Genomic DNA, 17,012 nt, shown 5'->3' with positions numbered 1-17,012 from the left:
GTGTTGATCCCGTAGGCTGGTACTGCTGACCCGGTGACGGACCGGACGGACGCTTCGGCGGACGGACGGGACGGAGCGGGTCGGTGATTGACAACTGCACAGGGGGTGATCGGTTTCGACGGTGGTCGTGCTTCGAGGAGAAGCGGGCCGAGGATGCAGACTTATCTCGTAAACGACGTCTGCAAACCAATAGGTGCCGATTCCAAGCGCACCGACTTCGCACTCGCCGCCTGAGCGAGTCTTCGAAGTCCGTCAGCCCGGGGTTGCTCTCGCCCCGGTTCCTGGCGTCAGCTAGAGAGCCACTGCTTACGACGCTCGTCACCGGCGGCGTAGGGACTCTTAGATGACTGAGCCCGTCAGCACCTTGTCTGTGTGAGTGCTGGGGCCGAGAAAATCAACAGCAGACTGCGCCCGGAGAAGACCTGGATTTGCGTCACCGGACCGGGGTTCGATTCCCCGCACCTCCACCACGTCGCCCGCCAGGGCGGCGCATCACCCCAGTTGTCACTGCGAAGGGCCGCCCACCGGGCGGCCCTTCGTCGTACCCAGGATCTCCCCGCACGGTCCGGAAGGATCTCCCCGCACGGTCCGGAAGGCTCGTGCCCGTGCCGCTACTCCTGGGTGGGCCGGGGGAGGTCGCCGAGTGCCGCGGTGCTCTCGTGGACCGCCGACCATCCGTCCTCGTGACGCTCGTACACGACGGTCGTCCGGACCGGATGCCGGAACACGCCGACCCCCGCGACCGCGATGTCGACGTCCGACTCGTGCTCCACCACCGCGGTGCGTCCGTGGAGCCGCACGAGGATCTCGCCGGTCGGTTCGAACTGCCGGAAGTCCAGTTCCCCCGACGCGAGATCGTCGAGGTACTGGGGTCTGGGGGTCTCGTCCCCGGTGACGTCGACCAGGAGGAAGTCCTCGCCGAGGTGTGCGGCGAACGGTGCGGCGTCACGGTCTGCTGCGACGAGGTCCGTGAGGCGCTCCATCTCGACCCCTCGCAGCTCGGCGACGGTCGTGGACCCGGAGATCTCGCGTTGCTGGGATGCCACGAGCTGGACCGCGGCGACGGTTGCGCCGCCCACGAGGAGCCCGCCCAGTGCGGCGAGCGCGATCTGCCGGCGTGGGTGGGAGGGGCCAGGCGGTGGCCGGCGTCGTGGGGCCGACGTGCCTGGTGCGGTGGAGACCGTGAGGAGAGTGTCGTCCTGGTCGTCGTCCAGCGCCGGGGTCAGGTCGATGGAGACCTGCGGGTCCGGCCGTCCTCGTCGCCGATGCATGGTCGTCACCCTTCGGGGAACGTTCGCCCTGCTCGTGCCGTCCCCGTCAGGCTACGTCCGCGACCGGCTCGGGGCACTGCGCTCGAACAAGGGACGGACTACCACCCGTTGGTCGCCCAGGCCGCGTCGGCGTCCGGACCGTCGAGCCACTCGATGCGCAGGGTCTGCGTGTCCAGCTCGAGGACGCCCGCCTCCCAGGCGTCGGTCTCGTGCCCGCGCAGGAGGTCGACGCACCGGTCCTGGTCGTCGCTGAACGTGTCGGAGCGAGCAGGGTCGTCGAAGTGGACCCGCCACTGGAGGCGTTCCTCGGGGTTGACGTACGTCGGGAACGAGTGGGGGCCCACGGTCTCCCAGTGCGTGCAGACACGGGTGACGAGGTGACCGACCGGTCCGTCGGCGCCGTGCAGGCGGCCGATCCGGCGGCGGTACGTCTCGAGGCGGGCGCCTCCCGCGTCATCCACGGCGGTCGCCTGCCTCGACGAGCGGCTTGGTCTCGCGGGGCGAGCCACCAGGGCCCGTGTCGGGGTCGGAGAGGGGCGCGTGCCCGGTGTCGGTCGGGCTGCCCCCTGCCCGACGGCGGCGCGTACGTCGGACGACGATCCTCACCACGAGGGCGACGAGGGCCGCGACGGCGATCCAGGGGAGCAGGACCCCGAGGACGACCACGAGCCCGTCGATCGTCGTCAGGAGTGCGCTCCAGCCGCGGTCCAGACCTCCCAGGAACCCGGCGGGCCGGATCGTCGCGGTGGGGGCCTCGGCGACGACCTGGACGTGGAGGGTCGACATGTCCACCCGGTCGGTGAGCGAGGCGCGCTGCGACTGGAGGCTCTCGAGCTCGGCCTGGCGCGCGGTGAGCTCCTTCTCCGCGGCCAGGAGGTCGGCCGTGGTCGCCGCCTGGCCCATGAGGGCCTCGAGGCGCGCCACGGACGTCCCGAGGGCCTGGACCCGTGCGTCGAGGTCGATGGCCGTCGCCGTGACGTCCTCGGCGTCGAGGGAGACGTCCTGGACCTCACCCACGCTGTCCAGCGCGTCGACGGTGGCCGTGACCTGAGCCGCGGGTACACGGACCGTGATCTGCCCGGAGGCGTCGGAGCCGTCCTGTGCCGAGTGCTCGGACCGGCTCTCGACGCGGCCGCCTGACGACTCGACGAGCTCGGCGATCGCCTGCACGGCCGTCCGGGGGTCGCCGGCGACCAGGGTCAGGCTGCCGGTGGTGATGACCTCGCGGAGGTCACCTTCGACGGCGCCGTCGAGCCGGATGCCGGCCGCCTCGGCGGGCGCCTCGGGTGCGACGTCGGCCGCGCTGTTCGCGCCCGCGGAGTCCGAGAGGGACTCGTCGCCTCCCGATCCGGTGCAGCCGGCGAGCAGCAGGACGGCCAGGAGAGCGGTCCCGAGGACGCCCGACGTGCGAGAGGAGGTGCGCATGCGACGACCCTAGGCGCGGGTTCGCCCGGAGGGTGGGGGTTCGGGCAGATCGTGACCGTGTTGTGAACTGGCCGTCACCGCACCGTCATCGGACCTCGTTCGCCGGCGGGCGCCAGGTCCCGGGCGGCCCCGGACGTCCCGGGCCGGGGGGGACGCGTGCCCCCGTCGGCCCGTTGGCCCGGTGCGGTCGGCGTCGTCCGGTCTCGGCGGGCCGCCGCCGCCGACGACGGAGCCAGACCTAGCCGAGCGCGGCCCGGACGCGGGGAGCCACCTCGGTCCCCAGGAGCTCGATCGCCCGCAGCGACTCCTTCTGGGGAACTCCGGAGAGGTCCATCTGGAAGATCTGGCGGTCGTGCCCGAGGGCTCCGTGCAGCTCGACGATGCGGTCGGCGACCTCCTCGGGCGACCCGATGAAGTAGGCGCCGCCGCGAGAAGCCGTGGCCTCGTACGAGATCCGGTTGGGCATGGGGAAGCCGCGCTCGGCGGAGATCTTCTTCATGTTCTGCAGGTAGTACGGGTAGAAGAAGTCCCTGGCCTGCTTGCCGTCGTCGGCGAGGAAGCCCATGGTCGACACCGAGACCTCGAGCGCGGCGGCGTCGTGACCCGACTGCGCGGCGGCCCGCCGGTAGAGGTCGACGAGGGGAGCGAACTGCGCGGGCTTGCCACCGATGATCGCGTAGTTGACCGGGAGGCCGAGCACGCCCGCGCGCACGGAGGACTGCGGGTTGCCGCCCGTGGCGATCGCGATGTCGAGGTGCTCGCCACGACCGGGCTTGTCGAACGGCCGGGGGAGGATCTCGGCCTCGTCGAGCGCAGGGCGGAAGCGGCCCGACCAGGTGACGGGGTTGCCTTCGTCGATCAGCCGCAGCAGGACGATCTTCTCGTCGTAGAGGGCGTCGTAGTCGTCGAGGTCGGCGCCGAAGAGCGGATAGGACTCGATGAACGAGCCGCGCCCGGCCAGGAGCTCGACGCGTCCGCCCGAGAGCTGGTCCATGGTCGCGAACTGCTGGTAGACGCGCACGGGGTCCTCGGTCGAGAGGACGGTCACGGCGCTCCCGACCGTGATGTTCTCGGTCTGCGCGAGAGCAGCGGCGATCATGGTCGCCGGGGAGGAGATGGCGTAGTCCGGGCGGTGGTGCTCGCCGATGCCGGCGTAGTCGAGGCCGACCTCGTCGGCGAGGCGGATCCGCTCCAGGACGTCGCGCAGACGCTGGGAGACCGGCATCTGCTCGCCGGTGGTCGGGTCGGGGGCGTTGTCGCCGAAGGTGTAGAAGCCAAGTCGCATGTGTATGCAAACGCATGGAGCGGATCCTTATTCCCCGGAGAGATGAGCAAGGATGAGGCTGTGCTGATCTGCTGCGGACTCGTGACCCTCGACCTGACCCAGGTGGTCCGTGCGCTCCCCGGGCCGAACGAGAAGGTCGTGGCGGTCTCGCAGAGCGCGACCTTCGGAGGTCCCGCAGCCAACGCGGCAGCGACGGCCGCAGCGCTCGGCGTCCGGACCCGACTGGTGACGGCGGTGGGCTCCGGTGTGCTCGCGGACGTCGTGCGGGCGGAGGTCGCCGCTGCGGGGGTCGAGCTGGTCGAGCCCGCGAGCGAGGACGGCTCGGAGCCTGCTGCCCGACCGGACGGAGCAGATGGCCCGGCCGTGTCCACGGTGCTCGTGACGGCGGGGACCGGCGAGCGGGCCGTGGTGAGCACGAACGCGGCGAACCGGCCCGTGGCGCTGCCCGACGGGTCGCTGCTCGACCGCACGTTCGGACTCCGGCCGAACGGGCGCGACGCGGGGGAGGTCCTGCACCAGGGGCGGGACGTGCTGCTCCTCGACGGGCACCACCCGGCGCTCGCCTCGGCCGTGGCACGCCGAGCGCGCGAGGGCGGGTACGTCGTCGTGCTCGACGGCGGGTCGTGGAAGGACGGGACCGCAGGTCTCCTCCCGCTGTGCGACGCCGTCGTGCTCTCGGAGGACTTCCGTGTCCCGGGCGAGCCGGCCGACCGGGTGCTCGACGCGGTCGCTGCGTTCGGCCCGTCGTTCGTCGCGCGTTCGCGCGGGGCGAGGTCGCTCGAGCTGCTCGACGCGGGGGTCAGGTCCACCGTCCCTGTCCCGGTCGTCCACGAGGTCGTCGACACCCTAGGGGCGGGCGACGTGCTGCACGGCGCGTTCGCCGCCAGGATCGCCCTCGGGGAGGCGTGGACGAGCGCGCTCGAGCATGCAGCCGCGGTCGCCTCATGGTCGGTGACCTTTCCCGGCGCCAGGGGCTGGGTCGGCGAGAGCGGGACGCGACGCCGCTGACCTGTCGGCGCGCGGTTCGCCGCGGGGACCTCGGGGGGTCCGTGCCGACGGTCGGACGCCTGCTGGCGCGGTATATCGCGGGAGTGTGAACGAAGTACAACGGTTTGGACACGACACGCTGAACGGGTTGACATGCGCTTAGTAAAGGAGGTCTACTAACAAACATGACAACGGCAGTCACGAGAAGTGCAGCAGCACGGAGGGGTCTGAGCACAGGCCTCCGACCCACCTCCAAGGTGCTCCCCGAGCACGCTCGTGCGCACAACCGGTCGTTGGTCCTCCAGCACCTGTTCCACGAGGGCCCCACCTCGCGCGCAGACCTCGCTCGCGCCACCTCGCTGACGAGGGTGACCATCTCCGACCTGGTCTCGGTGCTCATCGCCGAGGGCCTGGTCGAGGAGCTGGGCATCCGTCCCGGCCAGCGTGTGGGCAAGCCCGCGATCCTCATCGGGATGCGGACCAGCGCCTACCAGATCGTCTCGGTCGACCTGACGGACGACGCGCTCATGCGCGGTGCGGTCATGTCTCTCACGGGCGACTTCGTGGTCCGCCAGAGCCTCGCGATCGAGGGCCGTGCCGGCACCGAGCTGGTCGACCTCCTCACGCGCTTCTGCCGCGGGCTCATCGCGGTCGCGACGCGACCGGTCCTCGGCGTGGGCATCGGTTCGCCCGGTGTCGTCGACACCGCGGGCCGTGTCATCGAGGCCCCGAACCGCCGCTGGTACGACGTGCCCCTGGCCGAGCAGCTCGCGGAGAGCCTCGCACTTCCCGTCCACGTCGCGAACGACGCGAACATCGCCGCGCTCGGCGAGTTCACCTTCGGTGGCGCTGACGGCACGGGACTCATGGTCCTCACGGTCGGCGAGGGGGTCGGGGCCGGCATCATGCTCGACGGGTCCAGGGTGCGCGGCGCGGTCGACGCAGCCGGTGAGCTCGGGCACGTCACCGTCGTCGACGACGGACTGCCCTGCGCCTGCGGACGCACGGGCTGCCTCGAGACCATCCTGTCCGTGCCGGCTCTCCGCCGTGCGGTCGAAGGGCTCGACAAAGAAGCTTCCGATGCCGTCCTGGCGTCGGTCGGCAGGCTCCTGGGCATCGCCCTCGCTCCTGTTGTCTCAGCGCTCAACCTCGGCGAGATCCTCATCAGCGGTCCCGCGGACCTGCTCGACGGTCCTCTCCGTGATGCGGCGATCGACACCATCAACGCTCGGACCATGCCGGCGATCAACGCCGGTCTCGAGCTCCGGATGGCTTCGCTCGACGAGGACGTCGTCCTCGCGGGGGCAGCCGTCCTCATCCTGTCCGGCCAGCTGGGCGTCTCGTGAGCTCGGCTCACGGTCGTCGCCCGGCCGACCCGGTCCTGCAGTAATCCCAGTAGCAGTACCGCAGTACCTCCCGTATCACCTCAGGTGGTGTCATCGACGCCGCCACTTCGAATTACCGAGAGGAAGTACCCCAGTGAAGAGGAACCGCCTCGTCGCCACCACGGTGGCTTCGACGATCACCCTGGCGCTCGCGCTCACCGCGTGTGGCTCCGGCGACTCCGGCTCCGACGGCGCCTCTGGCGACGCTGCCAAGACGGGCGACATCCGCGTCTGGCTCGTCGGCACCGACACACCCGCGGACGCTCGCGAGTACCTCAAGACGACCTTCGAGAAGGAGAACCCCGGTTCTACCCTCACGATCGAGGAGCAGTCCTGGACCGGTCTGGTCGACAAGCTCACGACCTCGCTCGCCAGCTCCGACAGCCCCGACGTCGTCGAGGTCGGTAACACGCAGGCCGCCGCCTTCACCTCGGCCGGCTTCTTCACCGACCTGACGGACAAGTACGAGGCGCTCGGCGGCGACGACCTGCTCCCCGGCTTCGTCGAGGCCGGCACGTACGACGAGAAGTTCTACGCGGCCCCGTACTACTCCGGTGCGCGTGCAGTCTTCTACTCGCAGCAGATCGTCGGCGACGGCTTCGTCGCCCCCGAGACCCTCGACGACTACGTCGCGCAGGGCAAGGCCCTCACGACCGACACACGCTCGGGCATCTACTGGCCCGGCCAGGACTGGTACAACGGTCTCCCCTACATCTGGGAGAACGGTGGCTTCATCGCCGAGAAGAAGGGCGACAAGTGGGAGGCCGGCTTCTCCTCCGAGGGCGGCATCAAGGGCCTCGAGCAGATCCAGGACGTCATGCTGACGGCCTCGAAGGCTCCGAAGGACGGCCAGGAGACCGACCAGCAGATCCCCTTCTGCGAGGGCAACATCGGCTTCCTCTCCGCGCCGACGTGGGTTCAGTGGTCCATCAAGGCTGAGGAGACGGCCGAGGCGCCTGGCTGCGCCACGACCTACGGCTCGGACCTGCACGCCTTCGCCCTCCCGGGCAAGGAGGCCGGCACGGCCGCCCAGGTCATGGCCGGTGGCTCGAACATCGCCGTCGCGACCAAGTCCCAGAACCAGGAGCTCGCCCTCAGCGCTCTCGAGATCATGCTGAGCGACGGCTACCAGGAGATCATGGCCACCAACGGCCTGATCCCGGCCAAGGTCTCGCAGGCCAAGTTCCTGCCGGACGACGAGATCACGCAGGCGGGTGCTGCTGCCGCGGCCGCTGCCAAGCTGACCCCGGCTTCCCCGAAGTGGGCCGACGTCGAGGCCAAGCGCTACCTCCAGGACGCGTTCGTCCAGCTCGCTCAGGGTGGGGACGTCCAGGCGATCGCCACGAAGCTCGACGAGCAGATCGAGTCGACGCTCAACAGCTGATCCCAGGTGATCCTCCGTGAGGGAGGATCGCCGACCAGGTGCCGCAGGGGTGGGAGTTCCGCGGAGCTCCCACCCCTCGGCATGACTGGACACCCTCGCACCACCTGCCTCCGCACGGTCCTGCTCGAACCGTGCAAGCCCTCGACGGAGTGAGAAAATGAGCTCATCCACCCTCGAGTCGTCCCCAGCGGTCGAGCTGAAGGACACTCTCAAGCCCCCGAAGAAGCGGTCATCCAAGCTGCCCTGGCTCTTGCTGGCCCCTAGCCTCCTGGTCCTGGCCATCATGGTCGGGTACCCGTTGGTCAACCTCTTCATCATGTCGTTCCAGAAGTACGAGCGCGCCCAGCTCATGGGAGTCCCCGCCGAATGGGTGGGTTTCCAGAACTACACCGACACGCTCACCGACCCGGTCTTCTGGACGGTCCTCGCCCGCAGCTTCGCCTTCATGGTGGTCTGCGTGTTCCTCACCATGGCGATCGGCATCCTGCTCGCCCTGCTGATGATGCGCCTCAACAAGTTCTTCCGTCTGCTCGTCTCGATCGGCCTGCTGCTGGCCTGGGCCATGCCCGCCCTCGCCGCGGTGATCGTGTGGGGCTGGATCTTCGACACCCAGTACGGCGTGGTCAACAACGTGCTGACGAAGATCACGGGGGACAACTGGATGGGCCACTCGTGGCTCATCAACCCCCTGATGTTCTACATCGTGGCTGCCTTGATCATCGTCTGGCAGAGCGTGCCGTTCGTGGCGTTCACGATGTACGCCGGCCTGACCCAGGTTCCCGGTGAGGTCCTCGAGGCCGCTTCGCTCGACGGTGCGACGCCGGCCCAGCGCTTCCGACTGATCATGGTCCCCTACGTGCGCAGCATCATCGTCGTCCTCATCATCCTGTCGATCATCTGGGACCTGCGTGTCTTCACCCAGATCTTCGTGCTCCAGGGCATCGGTGGCATCGCCGAGAAGACCAACACCATCGGCGTGTACATCTACCAGATGGGCATGGCCCAGGGGCACTACGGCACCGCGAGCGCCATCGCCGTCATCCTGGTGTTCATCATGATGGGGATCTCGTACTACTACGTGCGCCAGACCGTCAAGGAGGAAGAGCTGTGAGCACCCTCAACCCGACCGTCGCGGGGACTGCCACGACGGCACCTCGGTCCTCGGGGAGCGGCCCGCGCAAGACCCGTGAGGGACAGCGCAAGAAGGTCTCGAACGTCGTCTACAGCGTGATCGCCGTGATCGTCTTCGCGGCCTCGGCGTTCCCGGTCTACTGGATGATCAACTCGTCCTTCCTGCCGACGAACATGATCCGCAGCACGGACCTGACGTTCTTCCCCGGCTCCTCGTTCACGATCGACAACTACAAGAACGCGATCTTCAACCAGGAGCGCGCGCCGTTCCTGCCCGCCCTGGGCAACTCGGTCTTGGTCACGTTCTTCGTGCTGATCGTGTCCATGGTCCTGGCGTTCCTGGCGTCGCTCGCCGTTACCCGGTTCAACTTCAAGGGCCGCAAGGCGTTCATCATCGCGATCCTCGCGGTCCAGATGATCCCGGGCGAGGCCATGATGATCTCGATCTTCCGGATCATCGACGGGTGGCAGCTCCTCAACTCGATCATCGGCCTGGGCATCGTCTACCTGTCGGGCGTCCTGCCCTTCACGATCTGGACGCTGCGCGGGTTCGTCGCCGGGGTCCCGGCCGAGCTCGAGGAGGCAGCCATGATCGACGGCTGCTCGCGCGCCAAGGCCTTCTGGCGGATCACGTTCCCGCTGCTGGCACCGGGCCTCGTGGCGACCGGCGTCTTCGCGTTCATCCAGGCCTGGAACGAGTTCGTGATGGCGCTGATCATCATGACCCGTCCGGAGTCCATGACGTTGCCGCTCTGGCTGCGCACGTTCCAGCAGGCCACGCAGGCCACCAACTGGGGCGGCCTGATGGCTGGCTCGGTGCTGATCGCGATCCCGGTCGTCATCTTCTTCCTCATCGTCCAGGGGCGGATGACCGGCGGTCTCGTCTCAGGTGCGGTGAAGGGCTGACGTGAGCGAGGTGAGCACGGCTGCCTCGTCGCTCGGCGAGGCAGCCGCACTGCCGGGCGGCCATTCGGTCGGGCTGGACGTCGGCGGGACCAAGGTCCTGGGCGTGCTGCTCGGACCGGACGGAGCGATCGAGGGGTCGGTCAAGCTGCCGACCGTCCGCGGCCCGCAGGGCGTGGTCTCGAGCGCGGCCCAGGCCGTCAGGTCCTTGACGGACGCGGCGGGCCTCGCGCCCGCCGCGCTCGCGGGCCTCGGCCTGGGCGTGCCCGGGCTGGTCGACCCGCAGAGCGGATCGGTGATGCACGCGGTGAACCTCGGGATCGAGGGCGAGCCGTTCGGGCTGGCCCGCGAGCTCTCGGCGCTCTTCGGCGGGATCCCGGTGGACGTGGACAACGACCTGAACGTCGCCGCGCTGGGTGCCTCGCACGCCATGGGCCCCGAAGGTCAGGACCTGGCGTTCCTCGCGCTGGGGACGGGGCTCGCGGCAGGCATCGTCCTGGGGGGTGAGCTCCGACGAGGCGTGAGCGGGGCTGCTGGTGAGATCGGACACATCCCGATCAATCCAGAGGGTCCCCTGTGCGCGTGCGGTCAGCGGGGCTGCGTCGAGACCTATGCTTCGGGGACCGCGCTCAGTGCGCGGTGGCCCTCGAGGTTCGGTCGCCCGGCCCCCGCGGAGCTCTTCGAGGCGGCAGCGGCCGGAGACTCGGAAGCGCTGAGGATCAGGGACGAGTTCGCCGCAGCGGTGGCGAGCGCGATCCGCATCCTCGAGCTGACGGTCGACGTCCGGCACGTCGTCCTCGGGGGAGGGGTCACCGGTCTCGGCCAGCCTCTCCTCGACGTGGTGCGCAGCGCGCTCGTCGCGCAGTCGAGCACGTCGCCGTTCTTGTCCTCCCTGGAGCTCGAGAAGCGTGTCTCTCTGGCTCCGAGTGATGTGCCCGTTGCCGCGGTGGGAGCAGCCATCGCCGGCCGTAGGAAGGTGTCCTGATGGAAGTTGTCATTGCCCCCGCCGATCAGCTCGCGGTGCTCGCCGCAGAAGCGATCGACAAGCTGGTCCGCGCGACCCCGACCGCGGTCGTCGGCCTGGCCACCGGCTCGAGCCCGCTGAAGGTCTACGACGAGCTGGTCCGGCGCCACACCGAGGAAGGTCTCTCGTTCGCGCAGGCCAGGGCCTTCATGCTCGACGAGTACGTCGGCATCGCGGAGGACCACCCGGAGCGCTATCGCAACGTCATCGAGAAGGAGATCGCCTCGCGCGTCGACTTCGCCCCCGGTGCGGTGCAGGGTCCCGACGGCAACGCCGAGGACCTGGTCGCCGCGTGCGCCGACTACGAGCGCAAGATCGTCGACGCCGGTGGCGTCGACCTGCAGATCCTCGGGATCGGCACCGACGGGCACATCGCGTTCAACGAGCCCGGCTCGTCGCTCGCCTCGCGGACGCGCATCAAGACGCTGACCGCACAGACCCGTGAGGACAACGCCCGCTTCTTCGGCGACGACCTCGCCCAGGTGCCTCAGCACTGCCTCACGCAGGGGCTGGCGACCATCATGTCTGCCAAGCACCTCGTGCTCCTCGCCTCGGGCAAGGGCAAGGCCGAGGCGGTCCACCAGCTCGTCGAGGGCCCCGTGTCGGCGATGTGGCCCGCGACGATCATGCAGATGCACCCGCACGCGACGGTCCTCGTGGACGACGCCGCGGCCTCGCGCCTGCAGCTCGGCGACTACTACCGCCAGACGTTCCTCTCGAAGCCGGAGTGGCAGGGTCTCTGACCCCAGCTCTCCGACGCCGCCCCTCCAGGGCGGGCCGCTGGACAACCCGCCGACCCTGGTCACGCCCCTGACCTGGGTCGGCGGGTCTCTTCTTCCCCGACGTAGACTCGAGACCATGATCGAACCCTTGACCATCCCCACCAGCGGACCCGGCGCAGGCAGCCCGTCCGGACCGGAACCGCTCGTTCCGGACAGTGACCCGAGCGGCGGGACGTCGACGAGCGTCCTCGAGCGCACGGAGACCACGGCCGAGGTCGAGCCGGGGGATCACGAGCGTTTTGCGCACTACGTGCGCAAGGAGAAGATCATGCAGTCGGCGTTGTCCGGCAAGCCCGTGATCGCACTGTGCGGCAAGGTCTGGGTCCCGGGTCGAGACCCCAAGAAGTTCCCGGTCTGCCCCACGTGCAAGGAGATCTACGACGGCCTTCGCGCCCCGCAGGACGGCGAGGGTGATTCCGGCAAGTGAGTGGACAGCCTCTCTCGAACTCGTCCGCTCGCCCGTCCTCGAACCTTCCCCCCTCAGCGCCCCTGGGGGCTTCGTCGGCCGCTGCCTCGCACCTGTCGCCCGCATTCCCTCGTCGTGCTCCCTGGGGCACCGCCTCCAAGCTGCGCGCGTGGCAGGCGGAGGCGCTCGAGACCTACCGTGCGCGCGCGCCGCGTGACTTCCTCGCGGTCGCGACCCCCGGCGCGGGCAAGACGACGTTCGCGCTGCGCGTCGCGACCGAGCTCCTCGAGCAGGGGGTCGTCCGGCGCGTGACGGTCGTCGCGCCCACCGAGCACCTCAAGCACCAGTGGGCCGACGCGGCCGCGCGTGTCGGGATCCGCATCGACCCGAACTTCCGCAACAGCCAGGGCCGCCACGGCGCGGGCTACGACGGGGTCGCCCTGACGTACGCCCAGGTGGCCGCCAAGCCGGCGCTCCACACGGCGCGCACCGAGGCCGAGCGGACCCTCGTCATCCTGGACGAGGTCCATCACGGCGGCGACGCGCTGTCGTGGGGAGAGGCGGTCCGGGACGCGTTCGAGCCGGCCACCAGGCGCCTGGCGCTGACCGGCACGCCCTTCCGCTCGGACACCGCTGCGATCCCGTTCGTCACGTACGAGCGGGGGCCGGACGGGATCCGGCGTTCGTCGGCCGACTACACCTACGGCTACGGCGACGCGCTGCGCGACCACGTGGTGCGGCCCGTGATCTTCCTGTCCTACTCGGGGCAGATGCGGTGGCGGACCAAGTCGGGCGACGAGGTCAGCGCGCGTCTGGGCGAGGCGCTGACCAAGGACATGACGGGCCAGGCGTGGCGGACCGCGCTGGACCCGGAGGGTGAGTGGATCCCCTCGGTCCTGGCAGCGGCGGACAAGCGCCTGACCGAGGTCCGTCGGGCGATCCCCGACGCGGGCGGCCTGGTCATCGCGACCGACCAGACCGACGCCCGCGCCTACGCCGGGCACCTGGCGCGCATCACGGGGAAGTCGCCCACGGTCGTGCTGTCCGACGACGAGGGTGCGAGCGGGCGGATCGACGAGTTCTCCGACGGTGACGCCCGGTGGATGGTGGCGGTCCGCATGGTCTCCGAGGGCGTCGACGTGCCGCGGCTCGCGGTGGGCGTGTACGCGACGTCGACCGCGACGCCGTTGTTCTTCGCCCAGGCGGTGGGGCGGTTCGTGCGTGCTCGACGCCGCGGCGAGACGGCGTCGGTCTTCCTCCCCAGCGTGCCGCACCTCCTGGCGCTCGCCAACGGCCTCGAGCTCGAGCGGGACCACGCGCTCGACCGCCCGCTCACGGCCGAGGAGCAGGGGGACATGTACAACCCCGAGGACGCGCTCATGGCGGCGGCGAACCGGGAGGACAAGGCGTCCGACGACCTCGCGGACGGCATGCAGGGCTCGTTCCAGGCCCTCGAGGCGCAGGCCTCGTTCGACCGCGTGCTGTTCGACGGCGGAGAGTTCGGGACCGAGGCCGACGTCGGGTCGGACGAGGAGCAGGACTTCCTGGGGCTGCCCGGCCTGCTGGACGCGGACCAGGTCACGAGCCTGCTGCGTCAGCGCCAGGCCGACCAGATGACGGCTCGCTCCAAGAAGGCCAGGAGCTCGGAGGCCGAGCGCAGCGAGCTCGAGCACCGGCGCGCCGCCGAGCTGCGCAAGGAGCTGTCCCAGCTCGTCGGCGCCTGGGCGCGCCGGAGCGGGCAGCCGCACGGCACGGTCCACACCGAGCTGCGTCGGCGGTGCGGGGGGCCGGAGGTCCCGCTCGCGACGGTCGCCCAGCTCGACGCGCGCGTGGCGGTGCTCCGCGGCTGGTTCGTGGGCAAGAAGTAGCGACCGTCGTCGCGGGAGCACGTGCTCCGTGACCGCAGAGGGCCCGCATGCTCGGCGAGCGTGCGGGCCCTCTGGCATCGAGACGTCAGGTCGTGGTCGACGGTCCGGCCCGCCGAGAGAGCCCGTTCACCCGTCGGGAGCGACCGGGAGCCGGGGCACACCGGCAAGCCCGGAGCGCCGCCGCCATCAGGACCTGACGCGCGCTCAGTCGAGCCGGCGGACGACGGTCGGCAGCGCAGGGTCGCCCGCGGACAGTCGCCGGGCGCCGCGGGGGAGCTCGGCTCGTGCCTCGGCATGGCGTCTCGCCGCGTTGTGCACCCCGTACGCGCCGATCCAGCGGGAGTCGACGGCGCCGTCCACGACGAGCGGGACGTGCAGGGGACGCAAGTCCTCGTCGTCGGCAGGTTCCCAAGCGGTCACGGCCTCGTCGGGTCCGGTGACGAGGACCTCGGCGACGGCTCGCCCGTCGTCGCCGAACTGGCGGGCGGCGGACTTGCGCCCGCCCGTGCTGGTCTTGGCGGTCGACGCCTTGGCGACGGGCTGCAGGATCCCGTCGGCGTCGGCGCGCGACACGAGCTTGTAGACCATGCCGCAGGTCGGGGCGCCCGAGCCCGTCACGAGCGAGGTGCCCACGCCGTAGGCGTCGACGGGCGCCGCCGCGAGCGCCGCGATCGCGTACTCGTCGAGGTCGGAGGTCACGGTGATCCGGGTGTCCCGGGCGCCCAGGCCGTCGAGCTGCTTGCGGACCTCGACCGCCTGGATGCCGAGGTCACCGGAGTCGAGTCGTACGGCCCCGAGCCCGGTCCCGGCCGCCGCGATCGCGTTCTTGACGCCCTGGCGGACGTCGTAGGTGTCGACGAGGAGGGTTGTGCCCGTTCCCAGGGAGGCGACCTGGGCCGCGAAGGCCGAGGGCTCGTCGTCGTGCAGGAGCGTGAACGCGTGCGCGGCGGTGCCGATCGTCTCGATCCCGTACCGGCGCCCGGCCTCGAGGTTGGACGTGCCCGCGAACCCCGCGACGGCCGCGGCGCGGGCCGCCGCGACGGCGGCGTGCTCGTTCGCGCGACGCGAGCCCATCTCGAGGCACGGGCGTTCGACGGCGGCGCTCGTCATGCGCGAGGCGGCCGAGGCGACCGCGGAGTCGTAGTTGAGGATCGAGAGCACGAGCGTCTCGAGCAGCACGGCCTCGGCGAACGTGCCCTCGACGACCATGACGGGGGACTGCGGGAAGAACACGTCGCCCTCCGCGTACCCCGTGATCGAGCCCGTGAACCGGTAGCCGGCGAGGTAGTCGAGGGTGCGGTCGTCGACCACGTCCGCCTGGCGGAGCCAGTCGAGCTCGAGGTCGGTGAACCGGAACGTCGCGAGCGACTCGAGGACGCGGCCGGTCCCGGCGAGCACGCCGTAGCGGCGGCCCGCGGGCAGGCGTCGCGTGAAGACCTCGAAGAGGCAGTGCCGCTCGGCGGTGCCGTCGGCGAGCGCGGCCTGGAGCATGGTGAGCTCGTAGCGGTCGGTCAGCAGCGAGGACTGGGCGGAGGGTGCGAACGGGGCATGGTGAGCGGCCGGGGCGCCGGTGCCCGGGCGGTCTGCGGGACTCATGTGCCCAACCTAGGGCAGAAGCGGCCCGAGGGGCGTGCGCGCCTGCTCCCACGGACGCGCGCCCGGTCCACAGCGTCGCCGTGCACCCCGCGTTCAGCCCTCCCACCTGCGCATGGACGGCGCGCGGTGCGAGGTGGGGTACCGCATAGAGTGGGGTCGTGACTGGAACGGCGACAGCGGGGCCTCGCCTCGACGAGGAGATCGACACGCGGGAGGGGCTCTCCCTCGCCGACACCTGGGTGACCCTCGTGTGGAACGACCCGGTGAATCTCATGAGCTACGTCAGCTACGTGTTCGAGAGCTACTTCGGTTACAGCCAGCAGAAGGCCAAGACGCTCATGCTCCAGGTGCACCACGAGGGTCGGGCGGTGGTCTCGTCCGGCGGGCGGGAGAAGGTCGAGGTGGACGTGCAGGCGATGCACGAGTTCGGGCTGTGGGCCACGATGCAGCGGAGCGGGGAGTAGTGCGCCCGTTCCGTCGGGCACGCCGCGGCTACGTCGCGGAGCTGAGCGCCGCCGAGCGGCTCGTCCTCGCGCACGTCGTGGGTGACGTCGTCGAGCTGTTGCAGGAGCAGGCGGGCCCCGGGAGCGAGGAGGCCGCGCCGCCGTCGGAGGCGGCGACCATCGAGGGCGTCGCGCCGCTCACCGCGCCCCCCGAGGAGGTGCGCGCGCCCACGGATCCCGCGGTCCGCCGTCTGCTCCCTGACGCGGCGCCCGAGGACGCGGGGGTCTCGGCCGAGTTCCGGCGGTTCACCCAGGGCGACCTGGCCGCCGAGAAGTCGCAGCGGCTGCTGCTGCTCGCGGACCTCCTGCTCGCGGGAGACCCGCAGGACGCGGAGGTGCTCACGCCCCTGGTCGTCCGGCCCGACGACGCACGTCGCGTCGCGGGGGCCCTCACCGACGTCCGGGTCGTCCTGGCGGAGCGCCTCGACCTGCGCACCGACGACCAGGTGGAGGACCTGCACGACGAGGTCCTCGCGCGCGAGGCCGCCGACGTCGAGGAGGACGAGGGCGCTCCTGACGCCGCCCGGCGGTTCCTCGCGAGCGTGTTCCTCATGTCCGGCTGGCTCCAGGAGTCGCTGGTGGACCTGATGCTGGCCGAGGTCCGCCGCTCGCCCCGCTGAGCCGTACGCGCCATGTAGCACGCTTGTAAGTCACTCGCCACATTTCTGTCAAGATGCGCAGAGGGTGAAGTGGTGCCAGGATTGTCCTTGTTGAACCGGGACGTCCGCGTCCCGGCCGAGAGAAAGAGGGACAACATGCCTACGTGGCTCATCATCCTGCTCGTCGGAGTCGTGCTGCTCGTGTTCGGTGTGGCCGTCGAAGCAGCGAAGTTCCTGATCTGGCTCGGCATCATCGTGCTCGTCGTCAGCCTCGTCGTGGGGCTGGTCGGACGGGGCAAGGCGAAGGTCTAGGCATCCCGGGCCGCCGTCCTGACAGGCGGGCCCGGGGCCAGGACCGGAGGGCGTCGCACGCACGTGCGGCGCCCTTCGTCGTGCCTCGTGGTCGCCTGTGTTCGGTGACACAGAGGGCGCCGGGGCGCCGGGACCACCGAACCGGCGTGGG

17 protein-coding genes and 1 other RNA gene are annotated in these 17,012 nt (G+C 70.5%); 13 read left to right on the top strand and 5 right to left on the bottom strand.

Going from position 1 to position 17,012, the window contains the following annotated elements; all coding sequences use genetic code 11:
• Positions 1-101: 101 nt before the first annotated feature.
• Positions 102-470, top strand: a transfer-messenger RNA (tmRNA) gene (gene ssrA / locus H9641_RS10830).
• 141 nt (positions 471-611) lie between these two features.
• On the opposite strand, the gene H9641_RS10825 is transcribed toward ssrA, so the two are convergent.
• The 4 genes from H9641_RS10825 to H9641_RS10810 all read right to left on the bottom strand — a co-directional run bounded on the left by H9641_RS10825 (position 612) and on the right by H9641_RS10810 (position 3,981).
• Positions 612-1,271 (bottom strand): DUF4440 domain-containing protein, encoded by a 660-nt coding sequence (locus H9641_RS10825; protein ID WP_191803613.1) that lies wholly within the window; start codon positions 1,269-1,271, stop codon positions 612-614.
• A 98-nt stretch (positions 1,272-1,369) separates the two neighbouring features.
• Positions 1,370-1,732 (bottom strand): hypothetical protein, encoded by a 363-nt coding sequence (locus tag H9641_RS10820; RefSeq protein ID WP_191803611.1) that lies wholly within the window; start codon positions 1,730-1,732, stop codon positions 1,370-1,372.
• Positions 1,725-2,696 (bottom strand): DUF4349 domain-containing protein, encoded by a 972-nt coding sequence (locus tag H9641_RS10815; protein WP_191803609.1) that lies wholly within the window; start codon positions 2,694-2,696, stop codon positions 1,725-1,727. The genes H9641_RS10820 and H9641_RS10815 overlap by 8 nt, the downstream gene beginning before the upstream one ends.
• Positions 2,697-2,934: 238 nt before the next feature.
• Positions 2,935-3,981, bottom strand: a complete 1,047-nt coding sequence (locus tag H9641_RS10810; RefSeq protein WP_191803607.1) for an LLM class flavin-dependent oxidoreductase — start codon at positions 3,979-3,981, stop codon at positions 2,935-2,937.
• Positions 3,982-4,023: 42 nt separating this feature from the next.
• On the opposite strand from H9641_RS10810, the gene H9641_RS10805 reads away from it, so the two are divergent.
• From H9641_RS10805 to H9641_RS10765, 9 genes are all read left to right on the top strand, one after another.
• Complete coding sequence (locus H9641_RS10805; protein WP_191803605.1) at positions 4,024-4,989, top strand: PfkB family carbohydrate kinase; 966 nt, start codon at positions 4,024-4,026, stop codon at positions 4,987-4,989.
• A gap of 164 nt (positions 4,990-5,153) precedes the next feature.
• Positions 5,154-6,314, top strand: coding sequence for an ROK family transcriptional regulator (locus H9641_RS10800; RefSeq protein WP_056650467.1), 1,161 nt, complete (start codon positions 5,154-5,156; stop codon positions 6,312-6,314).
• Positions 6,315-6,447: 133 nt separating this feature from the next.
• Complete coding sequence (locus tag H9641_RS10795) at positions 6,448-7,737, top strand: extracellular solute-binding protein (RefSeq protein WP_191803603.1); 1,290 nt, start codon at positions 6,448-6,450, stop codon at positions 7,735-7,737.
• 157 nt (positions 7,738-7,894) lie between these two features.
• Entirely contained in the window at positions 7,895-8,848 is a 954-nt protein-coding gene (locus tag H9641_RS10790; protein WP_056650470.1) for a carbohydrate ABC transporter permease, read from the top strand.
• Positions 8,845-9,774, top strand: a complete 930-nt coding sequence (locus H9641_RS10785; RefSeq protein WP_377622534.1) for a carbohydrate ABC transporter permease — start codon at positions 8,845-8,847, stop codon at positions 9,772-9,774. Before H9641_RS10790 ends, H9641_RS10785 begins: the two co-directional genes overlap by 4 nt.
• Before the next feature lies 1 nt (position 9,775).
• Positions 9,776-10,756, top strand: coding sequence for an ROK family protein (locus H9641_RS10780; RefSeq protein WP_318244522.1), 981 nt, complete (start codon positions 9,776-9,778; stop codon positions 10,754-10,756).
• Entirely contained in the window at positions 10,756-11,538 is a 783-nt protein-coding gene (nagB, locus tag H9641_RS10775) for a glucosamine-6-phosphate deaminase (RefSeq protein ID WP_191803601.1), read from the top strand. The genes H9641_RS10780 and nagB overlap by 1 nt, the downstream gene beginning before the upstream one ends.
• A gap of 115 nt (positions 11,539-11,653) precedes the next feature.
• Complete coding sequence (locus H9641_RS10770; protein ID WP_191803599.1) at positions 11,654-12,004, top strand: DUF3039 domain-containing protein; 351 nt, start codon at positions 11,654-11,656, stop codon at positions 12,002-12,004.
• 62 nt (positions 12,005-12,066) lie between these two features.
• Complete coding sequence (locus tag H9641_RS10765; protein ID WP_225220327.1) at positions 12,067-13,851, top strand: DEAD/DEAH box helicase; 1,785 nt, start codon at positions 12,067-12,069, stop codon at positions 13,849-13,851.
• A gap of 204 nt (positions 13,852-14,055) precedes the next feature.
• On the opposite strand, the gene H9641_RS10760 is transcribed toward H9641_RS10765, so the two are convergent.
• On the bottom strand, positions 14,056-15,447 hold the full coding sequence (locus H9641_RS10760; protein WP_191803595.1) for a nicotinate phosphoribosyltransferase: 1,392 nt from the start codon (positions 15,445-15,447) through the stop codon (positions 14,056-14,058).
• Positions 15,448-15,647: 200 nt separating this feature from the next.
• On the opposite strand from H9641_RS10760, the gene clpS reads away from it, so the two are divergent.
• The 3 genes from clpS to H9641_RS10745 all read left to right on the top strand — a co-directional run bounded on the left by clpS (position 15,648) and on the right by H9641_RS10745 (position 16,861).
• Positions 15,648-15,911, top strand: coding sequence for an ATP-dependent Clp protease adapter ClpS (gene clpS, locus H9641_RS10755; protein WP_056651395.1), 264 nt, complete (start codon positions 15,648-15,650; stop codon positions 15,909-15,911).
• Entirely contained in the window at positions 15,911-16,570 is a 660-nt protein-coding gene (locus H9641_RS10750; protein WP_191803593.1) for a DUF2017 family protein, read from the top strand. The genes clpS and H9641_RS10750 overlap by 1 nt, the downstream gene beginning before the upstream one ends.
• A 135-nt stretch (positions 16,571-16,705) precedes the next feature.
• Entirely contained in the window at positions 16,706-16,861 is a 156-nt protein-coding gene (locus tag H9641_RS10745; protein WP_191803591.1) for a hypothetical protein, read from the top strand.
• The last annotated feature ends 151 nt before the right edge of the window (positions 16,862-17,012 follow it).

The organism is Oerskovia merdavium, assembly GCF_014836755.1.
Lineage (GTDB): Bacteria > Actinomycetota > Actinomycetes > Actinomycetales > Cellulomonadaceae > Oerskovia > Oerskovia merdavium.
This window is presented reverse-complemented; position numbering and strand designations above follow the sequence as displayed.